The organism is Bacillus proteolyticus, from assembly GCF_001884065.1.
GTDB classification, from domain to species: domain Bacteria; phylum Bacillota; class Bacilli; order Bacillales; family Bacillaceae_G; genus Bacillus_A; species Bacillus_A proteolyticus.
In genome coordinates, this window is record NZ_MACH01000079.1 from 21,263 (window position 1) to 39,308 (window position 18,046).

The 18,046-nt window shown below is 36.9% G+C and carries 16 protein-coding genes and 1 pseudogene; 6 read left to right on the forward strand and 11 right to left on the reverse strand.

Annotation, left to right across the window (positions count from 1 at the left end; genetic code table 11):
- The first annotated feature begins 38 nt into the window (after window positions 1–38).
- From BAQ49_RS11580 to BAQ49_RS11590, 3 genes are read left to right on the forward strand one after another with little or no spacing between them, the layout of a single operon-like run.
- Window positions 39–1,463 carry a uroporphyrin-III C-methyltransferase gene (locus BAQ49_RS11580; RefSeq protein ID WP_071745429.1) on the forward strand — a complete coding sequence of 475 codons (1,425 nt, stop codon included), beginning with the start codon at window positions 39–41 and terminating at the stop codon, window positions 1,461–1,463.
- On the forward strand, window positions 1,460–2,191 hold the full coding sequence (locus tag BAQ49_RS11585; protein WP_071745430.1) for a sirohydrochlorin chelatase: 732 nt from the start codon (window positions 1,460–1,462) through the stop codon (window positions 2,189–2,191). Before BAQ49_RS11580 ends, BAQ49_RS11585 begins: the two co-directional genes overlap by 4 nt.
- Window positions 2,163–2,636: a precorrin-2 dehydrogenase gene (locus BAQ49_RS11590; RefSeq protein WP_071745431.1), complete on the forward strand. Its 474-nt coding sequence runs from the start codon at window positions 2,163–2,165 to the stop codon at window positions 2,634–2,636. The genes BAQ49_RS11585 and BAQ49_RS11590 overlap by 29 nt, the downstream gene beginning before the upstream one ends.
- A gap of 223 nt (window positions 2,637–2,859) precedes the next feature.
- Here BAQ49_RS11590 and BAQ49_RS11595 read toward each other — a convergent pair whose 3' ends face one another.
- The 7 genes and pseudogenes from BAQ49_RS11595 to moaA form a co-directional block, all read right to left on the reverse strand.
- Complete coding sequence (locus BAQ49_RS11595; RefSeq protein ID WP_116733450.1) at window positions 2,860–3,351, reverse strand: SpoIIAA family protein; 492 nt, start codon at window positions 3,349–3,351, stop codon at window positions 2,860–2,862.
- A 66-nt stretch (window positions 3,352–3,417) separates the two neighbouring features.
- A complete protein-coding gene (gene narK / locus BAQ49_RS11600) occupies window positions 3,418–4,587 on the reverse strand; it encodes a nitrate transporter NarK (RefSeq protein WP_071745433.1) in 1,170 nt (389 codons plus the stop codon).
- Window positions 4,588–4,664: 77 nt separating this feature from the next.
- Complete coding sequence (gene moaD / locus BAQ49_RS11605) at window positions 4,665–4,898, reverse strand: molybdopterin converting factor subunit 1 (protein WP_071745434.1); 234 nt, start codon at window positions 4,896–4,898, stop codon at window positions 4,665–4,667.
- Window positions 4,895–5,365: pseudogene (locus tag BAQ49_RS11610) on the reverse strand (molybdenum cofactor biosynthesis protein MoaE). The gene moaD and the pseudogene BAQ49_RS11610 overlap by 4 nt, the downstream one beginning before the upstream one ends.
- Before the next feature lie 171 nt (window positions 5,366–5,536).
- Window positions 5,537–6,826 (reverse strand): molybdopterin molybdotransferase MoeA, encoded by a 1,290-nt coding sequence (locus tag BAQ49_RS11615; protein ID WP_071745436.1) that lies wholly within the window; start codon window positions 6,824–6,826, stop codon window positions 5,537–5,539.
- Between the two features lie 43 nt (window positions 6,827–6,869).
- Window positions 6,870–7,883: a molybdopterin-synthase adenylyltransferase MoeB gene (locus tag BAQ49_RS11620; protein ID WP_071745437.1), complete on the reverse strand. Its 1,014-nt coding sequence runs from the start codon at window positions 7,881–7,883 to the stop codon at window positions 6,870–6,872.
- A 17-nt stretch (window positions 7,884–7,900) separates the two neighbouring features.
- Window positions 7,901–8,914: a GTP 3',8-cyclase MoaA gene (gene moaA / locus BAQ49_RS11625; RefSeq protein ID WP_071745438.1), complete on the reverse strand. Its 1,014-nt coding sequence runs from the start codon at window positions 8,912–8,914 to the stop codon at window positions 7,901–7,903.
- A gap of 386 nt (window positions 8,915–9,300) precedes the next feature.
- Here moaA and BAQ49_RS11630 point away from each other — a divergent pair, with 386 nt between their 5' ends.
- Window positions 9,301–9,993 carry a Crp/Fnr family transcriptional regulator gene (locus BAQ49_RS11630; protein ID WP_071745439.1) on the forward strand — a complete coding sequence of 231 codons (693 nt, stop codon included), beginning with the start codon at window positions 9,301–9,303 and terminating at the stop codon, window positions 9,991–9,993.
- Window positions 9,994–10,113: 120 nt separating this feature from the next.
- Here the strand turns inward: BAQ49_RS11630 and narI are convergent, their stop codons facing one another.
- From narI to BAQ49_RS11650, 4 genes are read right to left on the reverse strand one after another with little or no spacing between them, the layout of a single operon-like run.
- Window positions 10,114–10,803: a respiratory nitrate reductase subunit gamma gene (gene narI / locus BAQ49_RS11635; RefSeq protein ID WP_071745440.1), complete on the reverse strand. Its 690-nt coding sequence runs from the start codon at window positions 10,801–10,803 to the stop codon at window positions 10,114–10,116.
- Between the two features lie 17 nt (window positions 10,804–10,820).
- The gene (gene narJ / locus BAQ49_RS11640; protein ID WP_071745441.1) at window positions 10,821–11,360 is read right to left on the reverse strand and encodes a nitrate reductase molybdenum cofactor assembly chaperone; all 540 of its coding nucleotides are present in this window, start codon (window positions 11,358–11,360) and stop codon (window positions 10,821–10,823) included.
- Window positions 11,361–11,379: 19 nt separating this feature from the next.
- Complete coding sequence (gene narH, locus BAQ49_RS11645) at window positions 11,380–12,855, reverse strand: nitrate reductase subunit beta (RefSeq protein ID WP_071745442.1); 1,476 nt, start codon at window positions 12,853–12,855, stop codon at window positions 11,380–11,382.
- A complete protein-coding gene (locus tag BAQ49_RS11650; protein WP_071745443.1) occupies window positions 12,845–16,528 on the reverse strand; it encodes a nitrate reductase subunit alpha in 3,684 nt (1,227 codons plus the stop codon). The genes narH and BAQ49_RS11650 overlap by 11 nt, the downstream gene beginning before the upstream one ends.
- A gap of 318 nt (window positions 16,529–16,846) precedes the next feature.
- Here BAQ49_RS11650 and BAQ49_RS11655 point away from each other — a divergent pair, with 318 nt between their 5' ends.
- Both BAQ49_RS11655 and BAQ49_RS11660 read left to right on the forward strand, forming a co-directional pair.
- Window positions 16,847–17,347 carry a hypothetical protein gene (locus BAQ49_RS11655; protein ID WP_071745444.1) on the forward strand — a complete coding sequence of 167 codons (501 nt, stop codon included), beginning with the start codon at window positions 16,847–16,849 and terminating at the stop codon, window positions 17,345–17,347.
- Between the two features lie 46 nt (window positions 17,348–17,393).
- Window positions 17,394–17,744: a hypothetical protein gene (locus BAQ49_RS11660; RefSeq protein WP_071745445.1), complete on the forward strand. Its 351-nt coding sequence runs from the start codon at window positions 17,394–17,396 to the stop codon at window positions 17,742–17,744.
- Window positions 17,745–18,046: the final 302 nt, after the last annotated feature.

Consider the following 18,046-nt stretch of genomic DNA (forward strand, 5'->3'; position numbering starts at 1 on the left):
CTTGGCTTCCTTTACATAAAAATAGATGAGGTGCGAATATGAACGGATATGTATATTTAGTTGGTGCAGGACCAGGTGATGAAGGGCTTATTACAAAAAAAGCGATAGATTGCTTAAAGCGTGCAGATATTGTCTTATATGACCGCTTATTAAATCCTGCCTTTCTTAGTTATACGAAAGGAACATGCGAACTTATTTATTGCGGCAAAATGCCCAAAAATCATACTATGCGACAAGAAATGATTAACGCACACCTCCTTCAATTTGCGAAAGAAGGGAAAATCGTTGTCCGCTTAAAAGGCGGGGATCCATCTATTTTTGGCCGTGTTGGTGAAGAAGCAGAAACTTTAGCATCTGCGAACATTCCATATGAAATTGTACCAGGTATTACATCCAGCATCGCCGCTAGTAGCTATGCAGGCATCCCCCTCACCCACCGTGACTACAGTAATAGCGTCACTTTACTAACTGGACATGCAAAAGGTCCTTTAACCGATCATGGAAAATATAATTCATCCCACAATAGTGACACAATCGCCTACTACATGGGTATAAAAAACTTACCTACAATTTGTGAAAGCTTACTACAATCCGGAAAGAAAGAAGATACGCCAGTAGCAGTCATTGAATGGGGGACAACTGGCAAACAGCGCGTTGTCACAGGGACACTTTCAACCATCGTTCCTATCGTCAAAAACGAAAATATTTCTAATCCTTCCATGACGATTGTTGGTGATGTCGTTACTTTGCGGAAGCAAATCGCTTGGAAAGAACGTAAACCATTGCACGGTAAAAAAGTATTATTTTCAGCTGCTACAAATAAAGAAAGTACAATAAAACAAATGTTACAAGAATACGGTGCAGAAATATATCAAATTCCAACTTTCAAAAAGGAAGAATACACATTAACCTCTGAACAAATCAATGAGATTTTTAGCGTTGATCGTCTTGTATTTTGTTCAGCTGAAAGTGTAGAAATCTTAATGCGATCATGTAGTAAATATCATAAAGATATTCGTTCCTTACAGGCAGAACTGCAGCATATGAATGGTACCACTCAAGAAAAACTGATGCAATATGGACTATTAAGCCAACAAGCAACGTTCTCTTCCGATACAACTGTTTATTTAGGCCGAAATATTAATCGCATTGCTTTCATTCAAGAAAAAATTGGTGCTGGTTCTTATATGATGACTCATGAATATACAATTGATCACCGCTTCGATGAAATTCATTCCCGTATGCTTTCTGAATTCTCATGGGATAGCATTGTATTTGAAGGACGTGCTTCTATTGATACGTTTCTAGCAGAAATAAAACGCCTTGGCTTTATCGATATCCTTACTCTCCCATTCTCGTATACCGATGTTCCAACTTTACACTATGCAAATAAAGTCGGGTTTCATAACGTAGATCATCAATTACAAGAAACTCTTATGAAGAAGGACATGGTGAGACAATGAAAGGAATCGTATATGTTGGACATGGGAGCCGACTACAAGAAGGTAATGAACAATTCATTCACTTTATTCAATCTGTTATGAAAGAACGTAACGAACGGATTCAAAAAATTGCTTTTCTTGAACTAACAACACCTACCATTTCAGATGCTGTTACAGAAACAATACTAGAAGGAGCAACTGAAATAATGATTGTACCTGTTTTATTATTTGCGGCAGCTCACTATAAACGTGATATCCCTTTTGAGATAGAGCAAATGCAAATGAAATATCCAAACATAACATTTTCAGTTGCACCACCTTTTAGTACGCATCCACATATGGTTGAACTTGTAGTGAAAAGAATACGTGAAACGATGCCAATGCAAGATAGTAGAGTTTTACTCGTAGGACGAGGTAGCAGTGACCCTCAGCCTATATATGAGTTACAACAAATCGGAGCAGCTGTCGAACGGAAACTCGGTATGCCAGTATGTTGTTCCTTTTTAACAAAAGGAACGCCCTCTTTTACTACTGAGCTCAAAAATATAACATCGGCTGCTTCCAGTGTATATGTTATGCCGTACCTTCTCTTTACCGGATTGTTGCTTCAGAAAATTAAATTACATACAAAAAAATATGATCACGTTACGACTTGCAATTGTCTTCAATTTGATACATACATGAAGTTGGCATTATTAGAACGAATGGAGGAATGTGTGTATGTACAGCATGTACCCTCTTATGTTTAATCTAAATAAAAAAGTGGTCGTTATAATTGGCGGAGGTAAAATTGCATATCGGAAAGCGTCTGGATTAAAGAATACAGGCGCTTTTGTCACTGTTGTCAGCCCAGAGATTTGCGAGGAAATGAAAGAACTTCCACATATTACTTGGAAGCAAAAAGCTTTTACGAATGATGATATTAAAGATGCTCATCTTATTTATGCAGCTACTAATCATCATGCTGTAAATATGATGGTCAAACAGGCCACCCATGATTTCCAATGGGTTAACGTTGTAAGTGATGGTACAGAATCATCATTTCACACACCTGGTGTCATCCGAAATGATGAATATGTTGTCACTATTTCAACTTCAGGTAAAGATCCATCGTTTACAAAGCGTATGAAGCAGGAACTAACATCTATACTTCCTAAACTTATAAAAAAGCTTTCCCGTAAACATAAATCGTAATCTATCTCTTAGCTAACATATGAATTTACTTTGGACAAACGTTTTTAGAGACGTTTGTTCTTTTTGTTTTGGTTTCATTTTTCAGAATCGCCCAGGCGATTAGACAAGAATCTGTTAAGAAAAATAATAGTATTGAAAACTTGTAAGCAAGTGAATTTTATGACAACTGCAACATTACGAGCAAAAAAACAGTTGCTTGAGATCATTGGGTTCAATAAAGGTTTTATATTTGATATTCATTCAACCATATTATTGCTTGTTCATAATCATCAAAAAATTTTACAGATTCTTTTGTATTGGATTGTTGTAAATAATTCATTATCTCCCCTTCTTCAAGGAGAAACGCAATTGCCTTACTGTGATTCAAAATGGTTTCATTGAAGAACTTATCTTTCCATGCTTTTTGAACAGAAAAATGATTTGGCGTGTATCCTTTTCTATTCACCAACAATTTGTATTTCCGACCCTCGGAGATGAACTGCTGACAAACTTGCTCAAAGCCATTAAACCATTCATAAACATCATCTGTTTTTATCTTGCCAATTAGATGGGTAACAATTAAATCTCCTGAAACTGTTGTGCTGATATTCTGTTTACTCAACTTGGAATCATCTCCCTTAGTTACAATTATGCGTAAAATTTTCATAAAATCAATAAGGATAAAATTCTTAAGTAATAAAGCAACATTATTTACGAAAAGAGCCTTGTTATTCATAAGACAATTCATTCTTTTTTATTTAAGTAGAAAAAGGATGCCTAGTAGAGGCATCCTTTTTCTCTATTAATTATTCTTTAACATCACTAACAGCTTCTCTTGGCTATACATCCACACTGTAATGATTAAACAAGCAAGTGCGACTTCTGATAACGCCATAAATCCAATTGCATAATGACCTGTCAGTTGGAATAGTAATGTTAAAATTAATGGTGGGAAGAACCCTCCTAGTCCGCCTAAAGCTGAAACTAATCCATTTACAATCCCAGCTTGTTCAGAGAAGTACATTGGAACGAGTTTAAAGATTGTACCATTTCCAATACCTGCACAGAATGCAACTAGTAGGCAACCAAACGTATACACGTTCATACTAGGCATAAATGATAAAACAATACCCGATAGTGTTAAACCGATAAATACAAAGATTAATATTTTAAATGGATTAAATTTATCACCGAGCCAACCACCAATTGGGCGCATCATTGTTGCTAATACGATGAATCCAGCTGTACGCATACCTGCATCTACTTTTTCTAATCCAAAGTGAGATACTAAAAAGTTTGGTAAATATACTGTGAATGCAACAAATGATCCAAATGTTAAAAAGTAAAAGATACATAAAAACCAAAGTTTTTCATTTTTGTATACACCTTTTATTTGTTCCATTAATGGTGTATTTACCTTTTTTTCCTTACGATCACCTAATAAAAAGTTCATAAGTGCAAATGCTGCAAGTAGAATTAAATAACACTGTACCGTTGTTCTCCAGCCAACCGAAGTTGCAATGACAGGTGCTAAGAATGAGGTAATTGCTGTTCCGGCGTTACCCACACCATAAATACCATTTACAAAACCGTGACTCTCTTTCGGAAAGTATTTCGGTAAAGAAGTTACACCTACGGAGAATACCGCCCCACCGATTCCGACGAATAATCCACCAATAATTAAATCCATCATAGAATTGGCAACACTAATATAAAAGACAGGAAATAATAATAGAATAAAACTAATAAAGAATAATTTTCTTGCTCCGAAACGATTAGTCCAGTAACCAATTGGAATACGAAGAATAGAACCTAAAATAACAGGTACTGCTGTGACCATAGAAATTTGTCCCGCAGTTAATGGAATATCTGCTTTAATATAAGGCATTAATGATGATAAAATGACCCATACCATAAAACCGATAACTAGATTGGAAGTTTGTAAACTTAATTGAAAATTAGGACTTTTCATCCTGTTCCCTCCTATGTATGCATAATATTCATTCCCTCCAGCCTAATCACGTCCTTACATGATTAGGCTGAAAAGAATCAACCACCACTTACTGGCGGAATCATTGCTACGACATCGCCAGTTTGAACTATGTCGTCCTCATTTGCGTATTCTTCATTTATAGCGACCATAATCTCGTTTGAAATTGCTACGTTGTATTTCTTTATAAGAACATCCTTTAGCTCAGCAACCGTAATCTTTTCACACTCTATTGGCAAGACCGGCTTACTTGCTTCTTCTTGCAAATGTGCAAATAATAGTACTTCAATCATGTTCTCATCTCCTTTTCAGGCTCACCATTTACATATGCTATTTTCCCTAACTGATCCCCTATCCATGACTCACCATCTTCTCAAAACTCTTTCTTCCAAATCGGAACAATTTGTTTTATACGCTCCATAATATATTCATTCGCCTCATAGGCCGCTTTCCGATGTGGTGTAGCAACAGCGACAACAACAGCAAGATCAGAAATTTGCAATGTACCAATGCGATGTGTAATTGCCACATATGTCCCCGGCCATTTCTCTTCTACTTCGGTCCCAATCTTCTCAAGCTGTTTTTCCGCCATCGTCTTATAAGCTACATACTCTAAATAAAGCGTGCAACGTCCTTTCGTAAATTCTCTGACAGTACCAATAAAAGTAGTAACCGCACCGCACTCACGGCGAATTACTTTACTTGTAACATCTTCAATTGAAATAGGAGTATCAATTACTTCATAATACGTATGTGTCATCTTGCACCTCTTATCTTTGTATAAAGTGAAACTTTAATCAGCCCTCACCAATCGGGCGTTTACGGGCACCTAACTTCTTTGCTCCAGCCGAATTTGGAGGTGGGAGTTTTACTGCCCACAAATAGCGGGATAAATCATAATCCACGGAGAAGCCACCAATCTATTTTTCTATTATTTATATGATCGAAATGGTTCTTCCCACGGCCATTCACATCCGACGTTTAATTCTAATAACAGTACCGAAACAGTTACTCCCGCTTCAAATCCTCTCGTTCCTCCCGGCAGGATGATACATGCATTCGCCTCTGCAAGTGAAGAAATTGCACTAGATTTATCTAAACCAACTGGTGTAACTTGTAATTGACCATCTACAATTTCCACTCTACCTCTTACAAAACGAGTAAATGGGTTTGCTTTCGGAAAATCTTTCTGTAAAATCGCTTCTACACGATGTACGTGCGGATCTTCCCTATGCAAATATGTCCCAATGACCGGTCGAACAAATAATTCACAACCAACATAACAAGCAGAGGGGTTACCAGATAGACCAAATAATAGTTTTCCTTCTACCTCAGCTACAGTTGTCACGCTTCCTGGTCGCATCGCTATTTTATTGAAAAGTACATTAGCCTGTAACCTTTCATAAATAGCAGGTAAATAATCGTAGTCTCCTACTGAAACACCACCAGTTGTAATTAAAATATCGACTTCTTTCATCGACTTTTTCACAGTGTTATAACACGTCTCTAAATTGTCGGCGAATTGTCCATAATACTGTACAACTCCGCCCGCTCGTTCAATTTGAGCAGCTATCATATAGGAGTTACTATTTCGAATCTTCCCTGGTTTCAGTTGTTCATGTACTTCGAGCAGTTCACTCCCCGTCGTTATAATTCCAATAACTGGCTGTCTTACAACATATACGGAACTATAACCAAACGTAGCAAGGAGCGCCGCTACTCCAGGATTAATAGAAGTTCCTTTTTTCACAAGTATGGCATTTTTCTTTACGTCTTCTCCTTTAAAAGAAATGTTATCACCAGACGCAAAAGAGCGTTTTAATTTTATATAAGTCTTTTCGTTTTCTTCAAACGATTCCGTTAGCTCTAACATAATAACGGCATTACACCCCGCTGGAATTGCGGCTCCTGTCATAATACGTACAGCTTGAAATGTCTTTACTTCTCCTGTAAAAACATAACCTGCTCCAATTTCACCAATCACTTCAAACTTAATGGGGTTACTGCTACTTGCTTCTTTCGTATCTTCCGCTCGAATTGCAAACCCGTCGTATGGAGAGCGATCAAAATGCGGAACATCATGATCTGCAACAACATCTTCTCCAAGAATTCTTCCGTAACTGTCTATAAGAGAAACTTTTTCCGTTTCACCTTGATAGGCGTACTCCATTACACGTGCAACTGCTTCTGCCACTGGAATCGGTATACGTTTTTCTAACATTCCTTTTTCACCTCGTTTTGATAAGGAGAAACGCTCTTTCTATTCACCCTATATATTTTGCGTATAATCGTTTTGCCATTTTCACATCATTAGTCCCATGAATAAATGCCCTACCGTCTGTAAATAAAACAAAACGATATTCATCAACAAGAAACGATAGTAAATATGGTGTTTTTTTGACATTCACACTTTTTTGTAAGCGCTTTTGAATTTCTTCTAAATGAAGAACTCGCTTTATCCCTGGACGGATTTGAACTGTATTCCGCCCGCATAACACTTCAGTTTTCAACTGTGCGTCAAATGTTAAACTTGGATACTTGCGTACATTGCCACAAGATGGACATGTGCTTTTCTTCTGTCTATTTACCTTTAATGAGAGATATTGATTGTTCCAAATATCAAATGATAACATTGTTCCCCTTAGCGCCTTATAATCGTCCACCAATATTTTCATCGCTTCTGTTACTTGGTGAGCAACAACCATTTGTACAGCTGGTTGAATGATTCCTGCTGTATCGCACGTTGCTCCGCCCATTGGATGATCCATTAGGCAGCGAAAACATGGTGTTTCCCCTGGAAGAATTGTATACGTTACACCGTAACTTCCGATGCACCCACCATATATCCAAGGTATATTTTCTTTTTGTGAAATGTCATTGATAAGTAGGCGCGTATCGAAATTATCAGTCGCATCTAAAATAAGATCCACTTCTTTTGTTAACTCTTCCATTTCCTGCATTGTGACATCCGTTACAATTGGTACAATTTCCACTTCAGAATTAATCCTTCTTAAATGTTCTGCCGCTGCAATTGCTTTTGGTTTACACTGCTGTGCATCTTCTTCTGTGTATAACTGTTGCCTTTGTAAATTACTCCATTCAACGTAGTCACGGTCAGCAATTGTCAATTTCCCAATTCCCATCCTAACGAGCGCTTCCGCATTTGCAGCCCCTAGTGCACCCGCACCGATTAGAAGCACATGCTTTTCTCTTATTTTCTTTTGTCCCATTTCACCAATTCCAGAAAATAATACTTGCCTTGAATAACGCTCCTGCATACGGAATCCTCCTTTCATTATCCACCAATGTAGGACATTTCAATTTTTGGACGTTTTTTTGTACTTTCAGCTGTTCTTTCATCTGAATACCGATCTTTTCTAAATTCCCATGTATGTTTTAAAATTTTTAGTAGCGAGGCATCAGAAATATTCTCTTGAAGAAGCGTTCGCAAGTCTGTTCCTTTCGTTCCAAATAAGCATGTAAAAAACTTGCCGTCTGCCGAAATACGAGCCCTCGTACAAGAAGAACAAAAAGATTCGGAGACTGAAGTAATAAATCCAACTTCTGCGTTGCTCCCTACATATCGATATAATTTTGCAACTTCTCCAAAGTAACGAGGTGTAACAGGCTTAAGCGGATATACACGATTAATTTCCTCTATTACTTGTTCCTTCGTAATGACTTGTCCAAAGTTCCAGCCATTCGTACTCCCCACATCCATAAACTCGATAAAACGGAGCTGAATTTCTTGTTCTTTAAAATAACGAGCCATAAGAAGAATTTGGTTATCATTCATTCCTTTTTTTACAACCATATTTACCTTTACTTCTAATCCAGCTTCCTTTGCTGCTTCAATTCCTTTCAAGACAGGTTTTGTACTTACGTTTCGTCCATTAATTTTTTGGAAGACATGATCTTCTATCGCATCTAAACTAATATTTACACGTTTTAATCCAGCTTCTTTTAATAGCTTTGCTTGTTTTGCTAAATGAATACCGTTTGTTGTGAGTCCGATATCCTTTAAGCCTTCTAGCTTTGCAAGCCTTGCAATTAACTTCGGTAAATCTTTACGCAATAAAGGTTCACCGCCAGTAAGCCTAATTTTTTCAACTCCCATACTTATAAATAATCTCGCCAATCTTTCTATTTCATCGAACGTTAATAAAAACTCTTCCTGTAAAAAAGCGTAATCTGGTCCGAACACTTCAGCCGGCATACAGTATGTGCACCTAAAATTACAACGGTCAATAACTGAAATACGTAAATCTTGAAGTGGCCGCTCTAACGAATCTCTCATCTTCTCGTACATCTATATCCCTTCTTTTCTACTCAAATCCTTAGTAAGTTTCATATTTTGTATTTGCTTTCATTATAAAAAAGAAGCTACATATTCAATGTGACTTTTCTCACATTACTTTCCCCATTCAAAAATTCTTCACGAATTCGTTCGAATTTTGTTCACATCTCCACTCTTATTCTCTATACACATCGAATTTTTTTATTATTTATCTTTTCTTAAAACAATATCTTAGAGTCATATAATTCCTTACTACAAGTATCTTTGTCGAAATGTAAGATCATCTATCCTTACGGTCATTGAAATTTCACTTTATTTTCAAAAATATCTCTTGCATTTTCACCATACTTACATTCAAAATAAGAAATATATTGTTTATGAGAAGAAAGGTGATCGCTGTGGCAAACAGTATGACATTATCTCAAGATTTAAAAGAATTACTTGCATCTGTTGAATATAAAATGCAAATAAAAAAAGGAAGTTTTATTTTTCAAGAAGGTATGGAAGCAACAGACCTCTATATCATTCACTCAGGAAAAGTACAAATTAGTAAACTAAGTGCTGACGGGCAAGAATTAACACTTCGTATTTGTTCGGAATATGACATTATTGGAGAATTAACATTGTTCACTGACAATGCGAAGTATTTATTAAATTCAAAATGCCTTGAAGATGTTGAAGTAGGAGTTATAAAGCGTGAAGCCTTAGAAAAAGCATTACTCCAAAAACCAGCTCTTGTATTTGAATTTATGAAATGGATTAGTGAACATTTAAGAAGAATGCAAACAAAGTTCCGAGATTTAGTATTACACGGCAAAAAGGGTGCCCTATATTCTACTCTCATTCGAATGACCAATAGTTACGGTGTGTTAAAAGAAAATGGGATTCTCATCGATTTACCATTAACGAATCAAGAACTTGCGAATTTCTGTGCAACTTCACGTGAAAGTGTAAATCGAATGTTAAATGAATTAAAAAAGCAAGATACAATTTCTATTCATAAAGGAAAAATTACAATTCACGATTTACAATTTTTAAAATGTGAAATTGCTTGTGAAGATTGCTCTGCCTCTATTTGTAGCATTGAGTAGCATCTAATATAGATGCTACTCTTTTTTCATAGACACAATTATCTCCTATATAAAAAGACGAGGCCTTCCATTAGACCTCGTTTCATGTTAGCTGTTGGCTCCTATCCGTTTACAGCGGTATTATTTTTTCAATTCATTAGGAATACGTCTTCTGTAAATCACATAACTACGGCTTAAGTATTTAATTGGGGCACTAAATACATGGACAAGTCTAGTAAATGGCCATACTGCGAATAGACCCATCGCTGCAATAATATGAAATTTAAACCAAACAGGTACTTCCATCATATATTCAACTTTCGGTTGGAAAATGAAGAGACTTCGGAACCAAGGGCCAATCGTTGTACGATAATCAAATCCTTTTGAGTCGATATTTAAAAACGTTGAAGAAAGTCCTGCTAGCATAACGATAAGTAATAAAATAAGCGCAATATAATCTCCCGTTGTACTCGTTGCAATGATGCGTTTTACTGTTACACGGCGATACGTTAATATAATTAAACCGATGATAGAAGCAACACCTGCCGGAAGTCCGAAACTAATTGCCACTACATGATACATATGTTCAGAAATACCTATTGAACGGTATACGGACTCTGGAATTAAAATCCCCATAATATGACCACCAATTACGAACATGATCCCAAAGTGGAATAATAGACTTCCGACCCGGAGCATTTTCTTCTCTAATAGTTCACTAGATTTTGATGTCCATCCAAATTGATCATAGTTGTATCTGAAAATATGTCCACCGATAAAGATTGCAAAAATGATATAGGGAAACAACACCCATAAAAATTGATCCATCATTTTGACAACTCTCCTTTCTAATTTGTCTGTACACCCCATGTATCGATAGCGAGGAGAATAGCTGCAAGAATTGGTTCATACATACTGTCTGCTTCTTTTAACTGAACGTGCAATGCTTGTATATTCTCCTTGTATTTACTCATAATCGGTTCACTATCTTGTTCATCTGCATTTGCAAAAAACTCAAGTAATAGCGGTAAATAATCAGGTAGTTCTTTATCTGTTACTTCAAAACCAGATTTTTTATAATGCTGTTTTAGCTCTAATAATTCAATCCCTCTTTCTCTTTGTTCACCGGTGTTCATATAAGTAAGATACATATTTGTCTTTTTACCAAAATCGAATGTATATACGTAACAATCAATTAATTGATCATTCGTTTTATCTAGTGCTTGTTTAATAAATGCTGTAAGTGCTGCTTTAACGTCTTTCTGTTCAATCGCTTCAATCGCTTCAATCTCTTCTTGTAATTCAGTTAAAGCTTCTCCCCACCCAAGTTCCGGATAGGAGAGAAGAAAAGAAGAACAAGAAAAAGCAGTTTGTAAACTTTGTTTCATGATTTTCTGCCCCCTTTATTTAAGAAATTGTCATACAAGAGCCTGGGCCACCTGTGAAGGAAAGGCCACAGCTTCCTTGTTCGCTATATAAATCTGCAACTTGTTCGCGGTGTGAAGTCGGGATGACGAAGCGATCTTTATATTTTGCGATAGCAAGAAGACGATACATATCTTCTACATCCTGTTTCGTTAAATCAAGTTCTTTTAATACTGCTTCATTTGGTTCTTTATTAATTTGCAGTGCTCTCATATGCGTTCGCATGACAGCCATTTTTTTCAATGTAAGACGAATATGTGATTCATCTCCTGCAGTGAGTAAATTCGCTAAATATTGAATTGGAATACGCATATTATCGATAGCAGGGAAAATCTCTTCTGCTTGCCAGTTACTTCCTTTCCCTTCCACCATATTCATAATTGGGCTAAGCGGCGGGATATACCAAACCATTGGCATTGTGCGATACTCTGGATGAAGAGGTAGAGCGATTTTCCAATTGATAATCATTTTATAGATTGGCGACTCTTGTGCCGCTTTAATCCATTCTTCAGGAATCCCTTGTTTTTTCGCTTCCGCTGCTACTTCTGGATCATTTGGATCTAGAAAAACTGTAAGCTGAGATTCATATAAATCTTTTTCATTTTCAACAGAAGCCGCTTCTTTTACTTTGTCAGCGTCATATAGCATTACCCCAATATATCGAATACGTCCTACACATGTTTCAGAACAAATTGTTGGCATACCAGCTTCAATACGTGGGAAACACATTGTGCATTTTTCAGCTTTATTTGTTTGCCAGTTAAAATACACTTTTTTATACGGACAAGACGATACACAAAATCTCCAGGCACGACATGCATTTTGATCCACAAGTACAATCCCATCTTCTTCACGTTTATACATCGCACCAGATGGACAAGACGATACGCAAGATGGATTCATACAATGTTCGCATATACGTGGTAAATACATCATAAAGACATTTTCAAAATCCGTTTTAATTTCTTCTTCCATTTTCTTTACGTTTGGATCTTGTAATCCTGTTATATGTCCGCCTGCTAAATCATCTTCCCAGTTTGGACCCCATTCAATTTTATCAATAAATTCACCTGTAATTGCTGATTTCGGACGAGCAACTGGTTGATGCTTACGCTGCGGGCTATTTGTTAATGTTTCATAATCATAGTTCCAAGGTTCAAAGTAATCATCAATTGTTGGTTGATCTGGATTGTGGAAAATATTCATAAGGCGCTTCATTTTCGAACCGGATTTCAGCTGAATTTCACCATTTTTCAATTCCCAGCCGCCTTTATATTTCTCCTGATCTTCCCATTGTTTCGGATAACCAATTCCAGGTTTCGTTTCTACGTTATTGAAGTACATATATTCAGCACCTGGACGATTTGTCCAGGTGTTTTTGCATGTTACGCTACAAGTATGGCAGCCGATGCATTTATCTAGGTTCATTACCATTCCGACTTGCGCTTTAATCTTCAAGCCAATCTACCTCCTTCAGTTTGCGAATTACAACGTTTAAGTCGCGCTGGTTTCCAGTCGGACCATAATAGTTAAATCCATAACTTAATTGACCATATCCACCAATCATATGTGTTGGTTTAACATGAATTCGAGTTGGACTATTATGCGTTCCTCCGCGGTTACTTGTTAATTTCGAACCAGGTACGTTAATGTGGCGATCTTGCGCATGGTGCATAAATGCCATTCCTCTCGGTATACGGTGCGTTACAACAGCACGCGCTACAACAACACCGTTACGGTTAAAGCACTCGATCCAATCATTATCAGCAACGCCAGCTTCAGCAGCATCCTCTTTATTCATCCAAACAGTTGGCCCACCTCTAAACAGCGTTAACATCGGTAATGAATCGAAATACATACTATGAATCGACCACTTATTATGCGGTGTTAAATAGTTTAGTGTAATCTCTTTTCCTTCTACTTCGGGCCGTGATTTACGGAACGGTTTATGTTGCAGAATTGGTTTAAATGTTGCCATCGTTTCACCAAATTCTTTCATCATGTCATGATCTAAGTAGAAAGATTGTCGACCAGTTATCGTTCTCCAAGGGATAAGACGTTCAACATTTGTTGTAAATGGTGAGTAACGGCGTCCACCTTTTTCAGAACCTGTAAAGGCTGGAGAAGTAATTACTGTTTTCGGCTGCGCTGTAATTTGTTCAAATGTGAAGCATTCTTCTTCACGTTCTTCTGCTAAATCACGCAGTTTTAAATCGGTTTGTTTTTCAAGTGCTTCCCATGCTTTTACAGCCATGTGACCGTTTGTTGTAGAAGAAAGTGTTAATACCGCCTCAGCAGCATTAATTGCTTCTTTTATATCTGGGCACCCTTTCGCAATAGAATCCGTTCGCACAACTCCTAATCGACTCTTTAATTGCTCATATTCTTTTTCTGCAGACCAAGAAATCCCTTTCGTACCAATCGGTTGCTTTCCAGCATTTGGTCCAAGCGCTGTCATTTTGTCATAAATCGTTTTATAATCCCTTTCGACAACATGAATTTGTGGCATCGTTTTACCTGGGATTGGTTCACACTCGCCTTTGCTCCAATCTTTAATCTTGCCAAGTGGTTGCGCTAATTCTTGCGGTGTATCGTGAAGAAGTGGTGTGGCAACGACTTCTTTCATTGGCTCAAGATCGATTTTCTTCGCTAAATCTGACACAGCTTTAGAAAGAGCGGTGAAAATATCCCAGTCAGAGCGTGCTTCCCACGGTGAACCGATTGCTGGATTAAACGGATGCACAAATGGATGCATATCTGTACTACTTAAATCGTGCTTTTCATACCAAGTTGAAGCAGGTAAGACGATATCAGAATAAAGCGCTGTTCCAGCCATACGGAAATCTAAATTAATGAGTAAATCTAACTTCCCTTCTGGTGCTTCTTCATGCCACTTAATTTCTTCTGGTCGTAATGAATCACTATCATCATTCATTAATCCGTTTGTTGTACCTAATAAATGTTTTAAGAAATATTCGTGTCCTTTACCAGAACTTGAAATTAAGTTGGCACGCCATACGAATAAGTTGCGCGGGAAGTTATTTTTATTATCTGGATCTTCAATCGCAAATTTCAGTTCTTTTTCTTTTAATTTTTTCGCAACGTATTTTCCGATTTCTTCTTGCGTTGTTGCACCAGAAGCAACAGCTTCTTTATATAATTCAATTCCATTTTTCTCGAATGCTGGATAGGAAGGTAACCAGCCAAGTCGTGCTGCTAATACATTGTAATCACCGTGATGTTGATAACGAGAGTTGCCCTCAATTGGTGATGCTAAATGTCCAACCGGTGTATCTTCATAACGCCATTGATCTGTTACGAAATAGAAGAAAGATGTACCGTTTTGTAATTTCGGTGGCCCTTGCCAATCTTTTGCCATCGCGATTGTTTGCCATCCTTCTGCTGGTCGTAACTTTTCTTGCCCAACATAATGTGCCCAACCACCGCCGTTTACACCTTGCGCGCCAACGAGAAGAACAAGATTTAAAACGGCGCGATAAATCGTATCAGAGTTAAACCAATGGTTAATACCGGCCCCTACAATAATCATCGAGCGACCATTCGTATCAACAGCATTTTGTGCGAACTCACGAGCAATTTGAATAATAAGCTCTCGTTTCACTCCCGTCATTTTCTCTTGCCATGCAGGTGTAAACGGTACGTCATCATTGAAATCTTTCGGTTCTTGTCCCCCGAGCCCTCGGTTCACGCCGTAATTTGCTAACGTTAAGTCATACACAGTTGTAACGAACACTTCGCCTTCTTCTGTCATAACTTTTTTCACTGGAATTGTACGTTCTAATACTTTGTTTCCATCATCAGAGAAGTATGGAATTTGTACCGTACCAACCGCATCTTCCATTCCAAGTAAAGAAAGACGTGGATCAATCTTTTCACCTGTTTGTTCATCTTCTAAACGTAAGTTCCATTTCTTTTCATTATCCCAACGTGATCCCATTGTGCCGTGAGGTGTTGCAAAATCGTTCGTGTTCTCGTTCCAAAGTACAGGCTTCCATTCTCCTAATTTTGTTTCACGTCCAATATCAGAAGCATTTAAGAAACGATCCGCAACGAATTGATCTCCTTTTTGTTTCAATGTGACAAAGAAAGGAAAATCAGTATATTGCTTCGCATACTTTGTGAAGTATTCCACTTGATTATCTACGTAAAATTCTTGTAAGATTACGTGCCCCATTGCCATCGCAAGTGCACCGTCTGTACCTTGTTTCACACTAATCCAATCATCCGCAAACTTTGTAGATTCAGCGAAGTCAGGACTTACAGAAACAACTTTCGTTCCTTTATATCGAACCTCTGCTAAAAAGTGAGCATCTGGTGTTCTCGTCATCGGTACATTTGAACCCCACGTCATAATGTATCCGGAGTTATACCAATCACTACTTTCTGGTACATCTGTTTGATCACCCCAAATTTGCGGAGAAGCTGGTGGTAAATCAGCGTACCAATCATAGAAGCTAAGCATCGGCCCACCCATAAGTTGCATAAAGCGGCTACCTGCTGCATGACTTAACATCGACATAGCTGGAATTGGTGAAAAACCAACATTTCGGTCTGGGCCGTATTTAATTATTGTGTAAAGTAACGAAGCAGAAACGAGTTGTAATACTTCATCCCAATTCGCACGAATAAATCCCCCTTTACCACGCGCCTGCTTATACTTACGTGCTTTTTCAGGGTTTTCCACAATACTTTTCCAAGCATCTAGTGGTGACTCATTATTTTGTAATTCCTCTTGCCACATACTCCAAAGAACACCACGTACATACGGATATTTCACACGAAGTGGACTATAAATGTACCAAGAAAAACTCGCTCCACGCGGACAACCTCGTGGTTCAAAATCAGGCATATCAGGACCTGTTGTTGGGTAGTTAAGCTCCTGTCCTTCCCATGTTACAATTCCATCTTTCACATAAATGTTCCAACTGCATGAACCAGTGCAGTTCACACCGTGTGTAGAACGGATTACTTTATCATGCTGCCAACGCTTTCTGTACACATTCTCCCATTCGCGATCTTCATATGTTTCTTGTGTATGATTATCGTTATAACGATCTATTGGTGAAAAATATTTTAAACGTCTCATTAGTGCTGAAGGTTTCTTCTTCATACTGTTCACTCCTTTAATACGTCTCTCTTACATACCCTTACTATAAGAGAGGTTGTGAAATACAGATGTGACATTTCGCACAGTTCAAGAGATTGTCAAAAATTCCAGTGAAAATATGAAAAAATGAAAATCTAATCATTGTGGGGTTCACATCCTTCACTGACTGTTAAATTTGATATACTTAAATCGTTAGATGTGTTTATAAATGAAAATGCAATACTTTATATCCACTAAACCAAGGGCAACTGTCCTGAAAATAGTTGACCCAACAACGCCAAGAATGGCAAGATTATAAAGTAATAATAAAAGGAGGATATTATGATATTAGAACCACTTTATGCAGAAAACATTGTAGTAGCCGTCATATATAATAATGAATTTAGATGGTATGTAACAGATAAAGAACTATGGTTTTTAGATTATAATAAATTAGATAATGCATATAAAAATTTAAGTGTAAGCACTGAAGATAATTACGAAACGGAAGAAAGAAATGGAATAAAAGTATTAGATAATGAAAATATAGAGGTGTTTTTACAAAGGATTAATAAATATAACGTAACTAAAGAGGAATTAAATTATTTATTACTTGAAAATATTAAAAGTAAAAATGCAGGAGAAGATCTATTAGATTTCAGTCCAGTGTTATTAATTAACTTTGATGATACAATACTATATTCGATGTTTCCGGAACCAGCATCATATGAAGAATATGTACCAAAAGATTGGATAGGTAAATATGAAGGTTTCACTGAATTAATACCTGAATCAGAGAATTATTGGGTAGATGAGTTTCATAATAATCTACTTTTTCTATAATTTAAATAGGACAAGAGTGATGCTAGTATAAAGGAGTAGAATAGTAATGAAATATCCATATAATTTTGAAGTACTTAACAATAGAGATTTAGTTATGAGACTTCCTCAAGAAATTAAACTTGTTGAAACTTTTTTAGGAGTTGAAGTTTCTGCTTTTGGAGATTGGATTTTAGAAGAAATACATAGTGTTTTAAACGGAGAAAAAAATTACGGAGTAGTAAATGGCAACATTTGCGGTTTAGAAATTCGGAACGACACAACTACTGTGCTAGACAATTTAGCAGAAGATGGTAAAGGTGAATATTGTGAGATAGAAACAATGGAATTGGTAGAATTAATTCATATTTGGTTAGCTAAACGAAAAGAATTAAAAAAAGAGAAAAATAAAGAATTGTAATAATTTAAGTGGCTGGCCTCTACATGCAGTCGGCTTTATTTATTATTTCATATAAATTTTAATCACAAGACATATGATATATGTATCTAACCTTTACGCGTAGGGATTTCTACGCTATTTATTTTGGTCACCAAGGTTATCCTTTCCTTCCCTCCCTCCTCTTCTTTACCGACAATACTCTCGATAACCCATGATTATATATAAATAATAAATATTCGTCACCTTCTGACACGGATTATCCTATTGTTTTATTGTACGTAAGGAATTTATTTTTCTTCAACGCTACTATTTTATATCAAGAC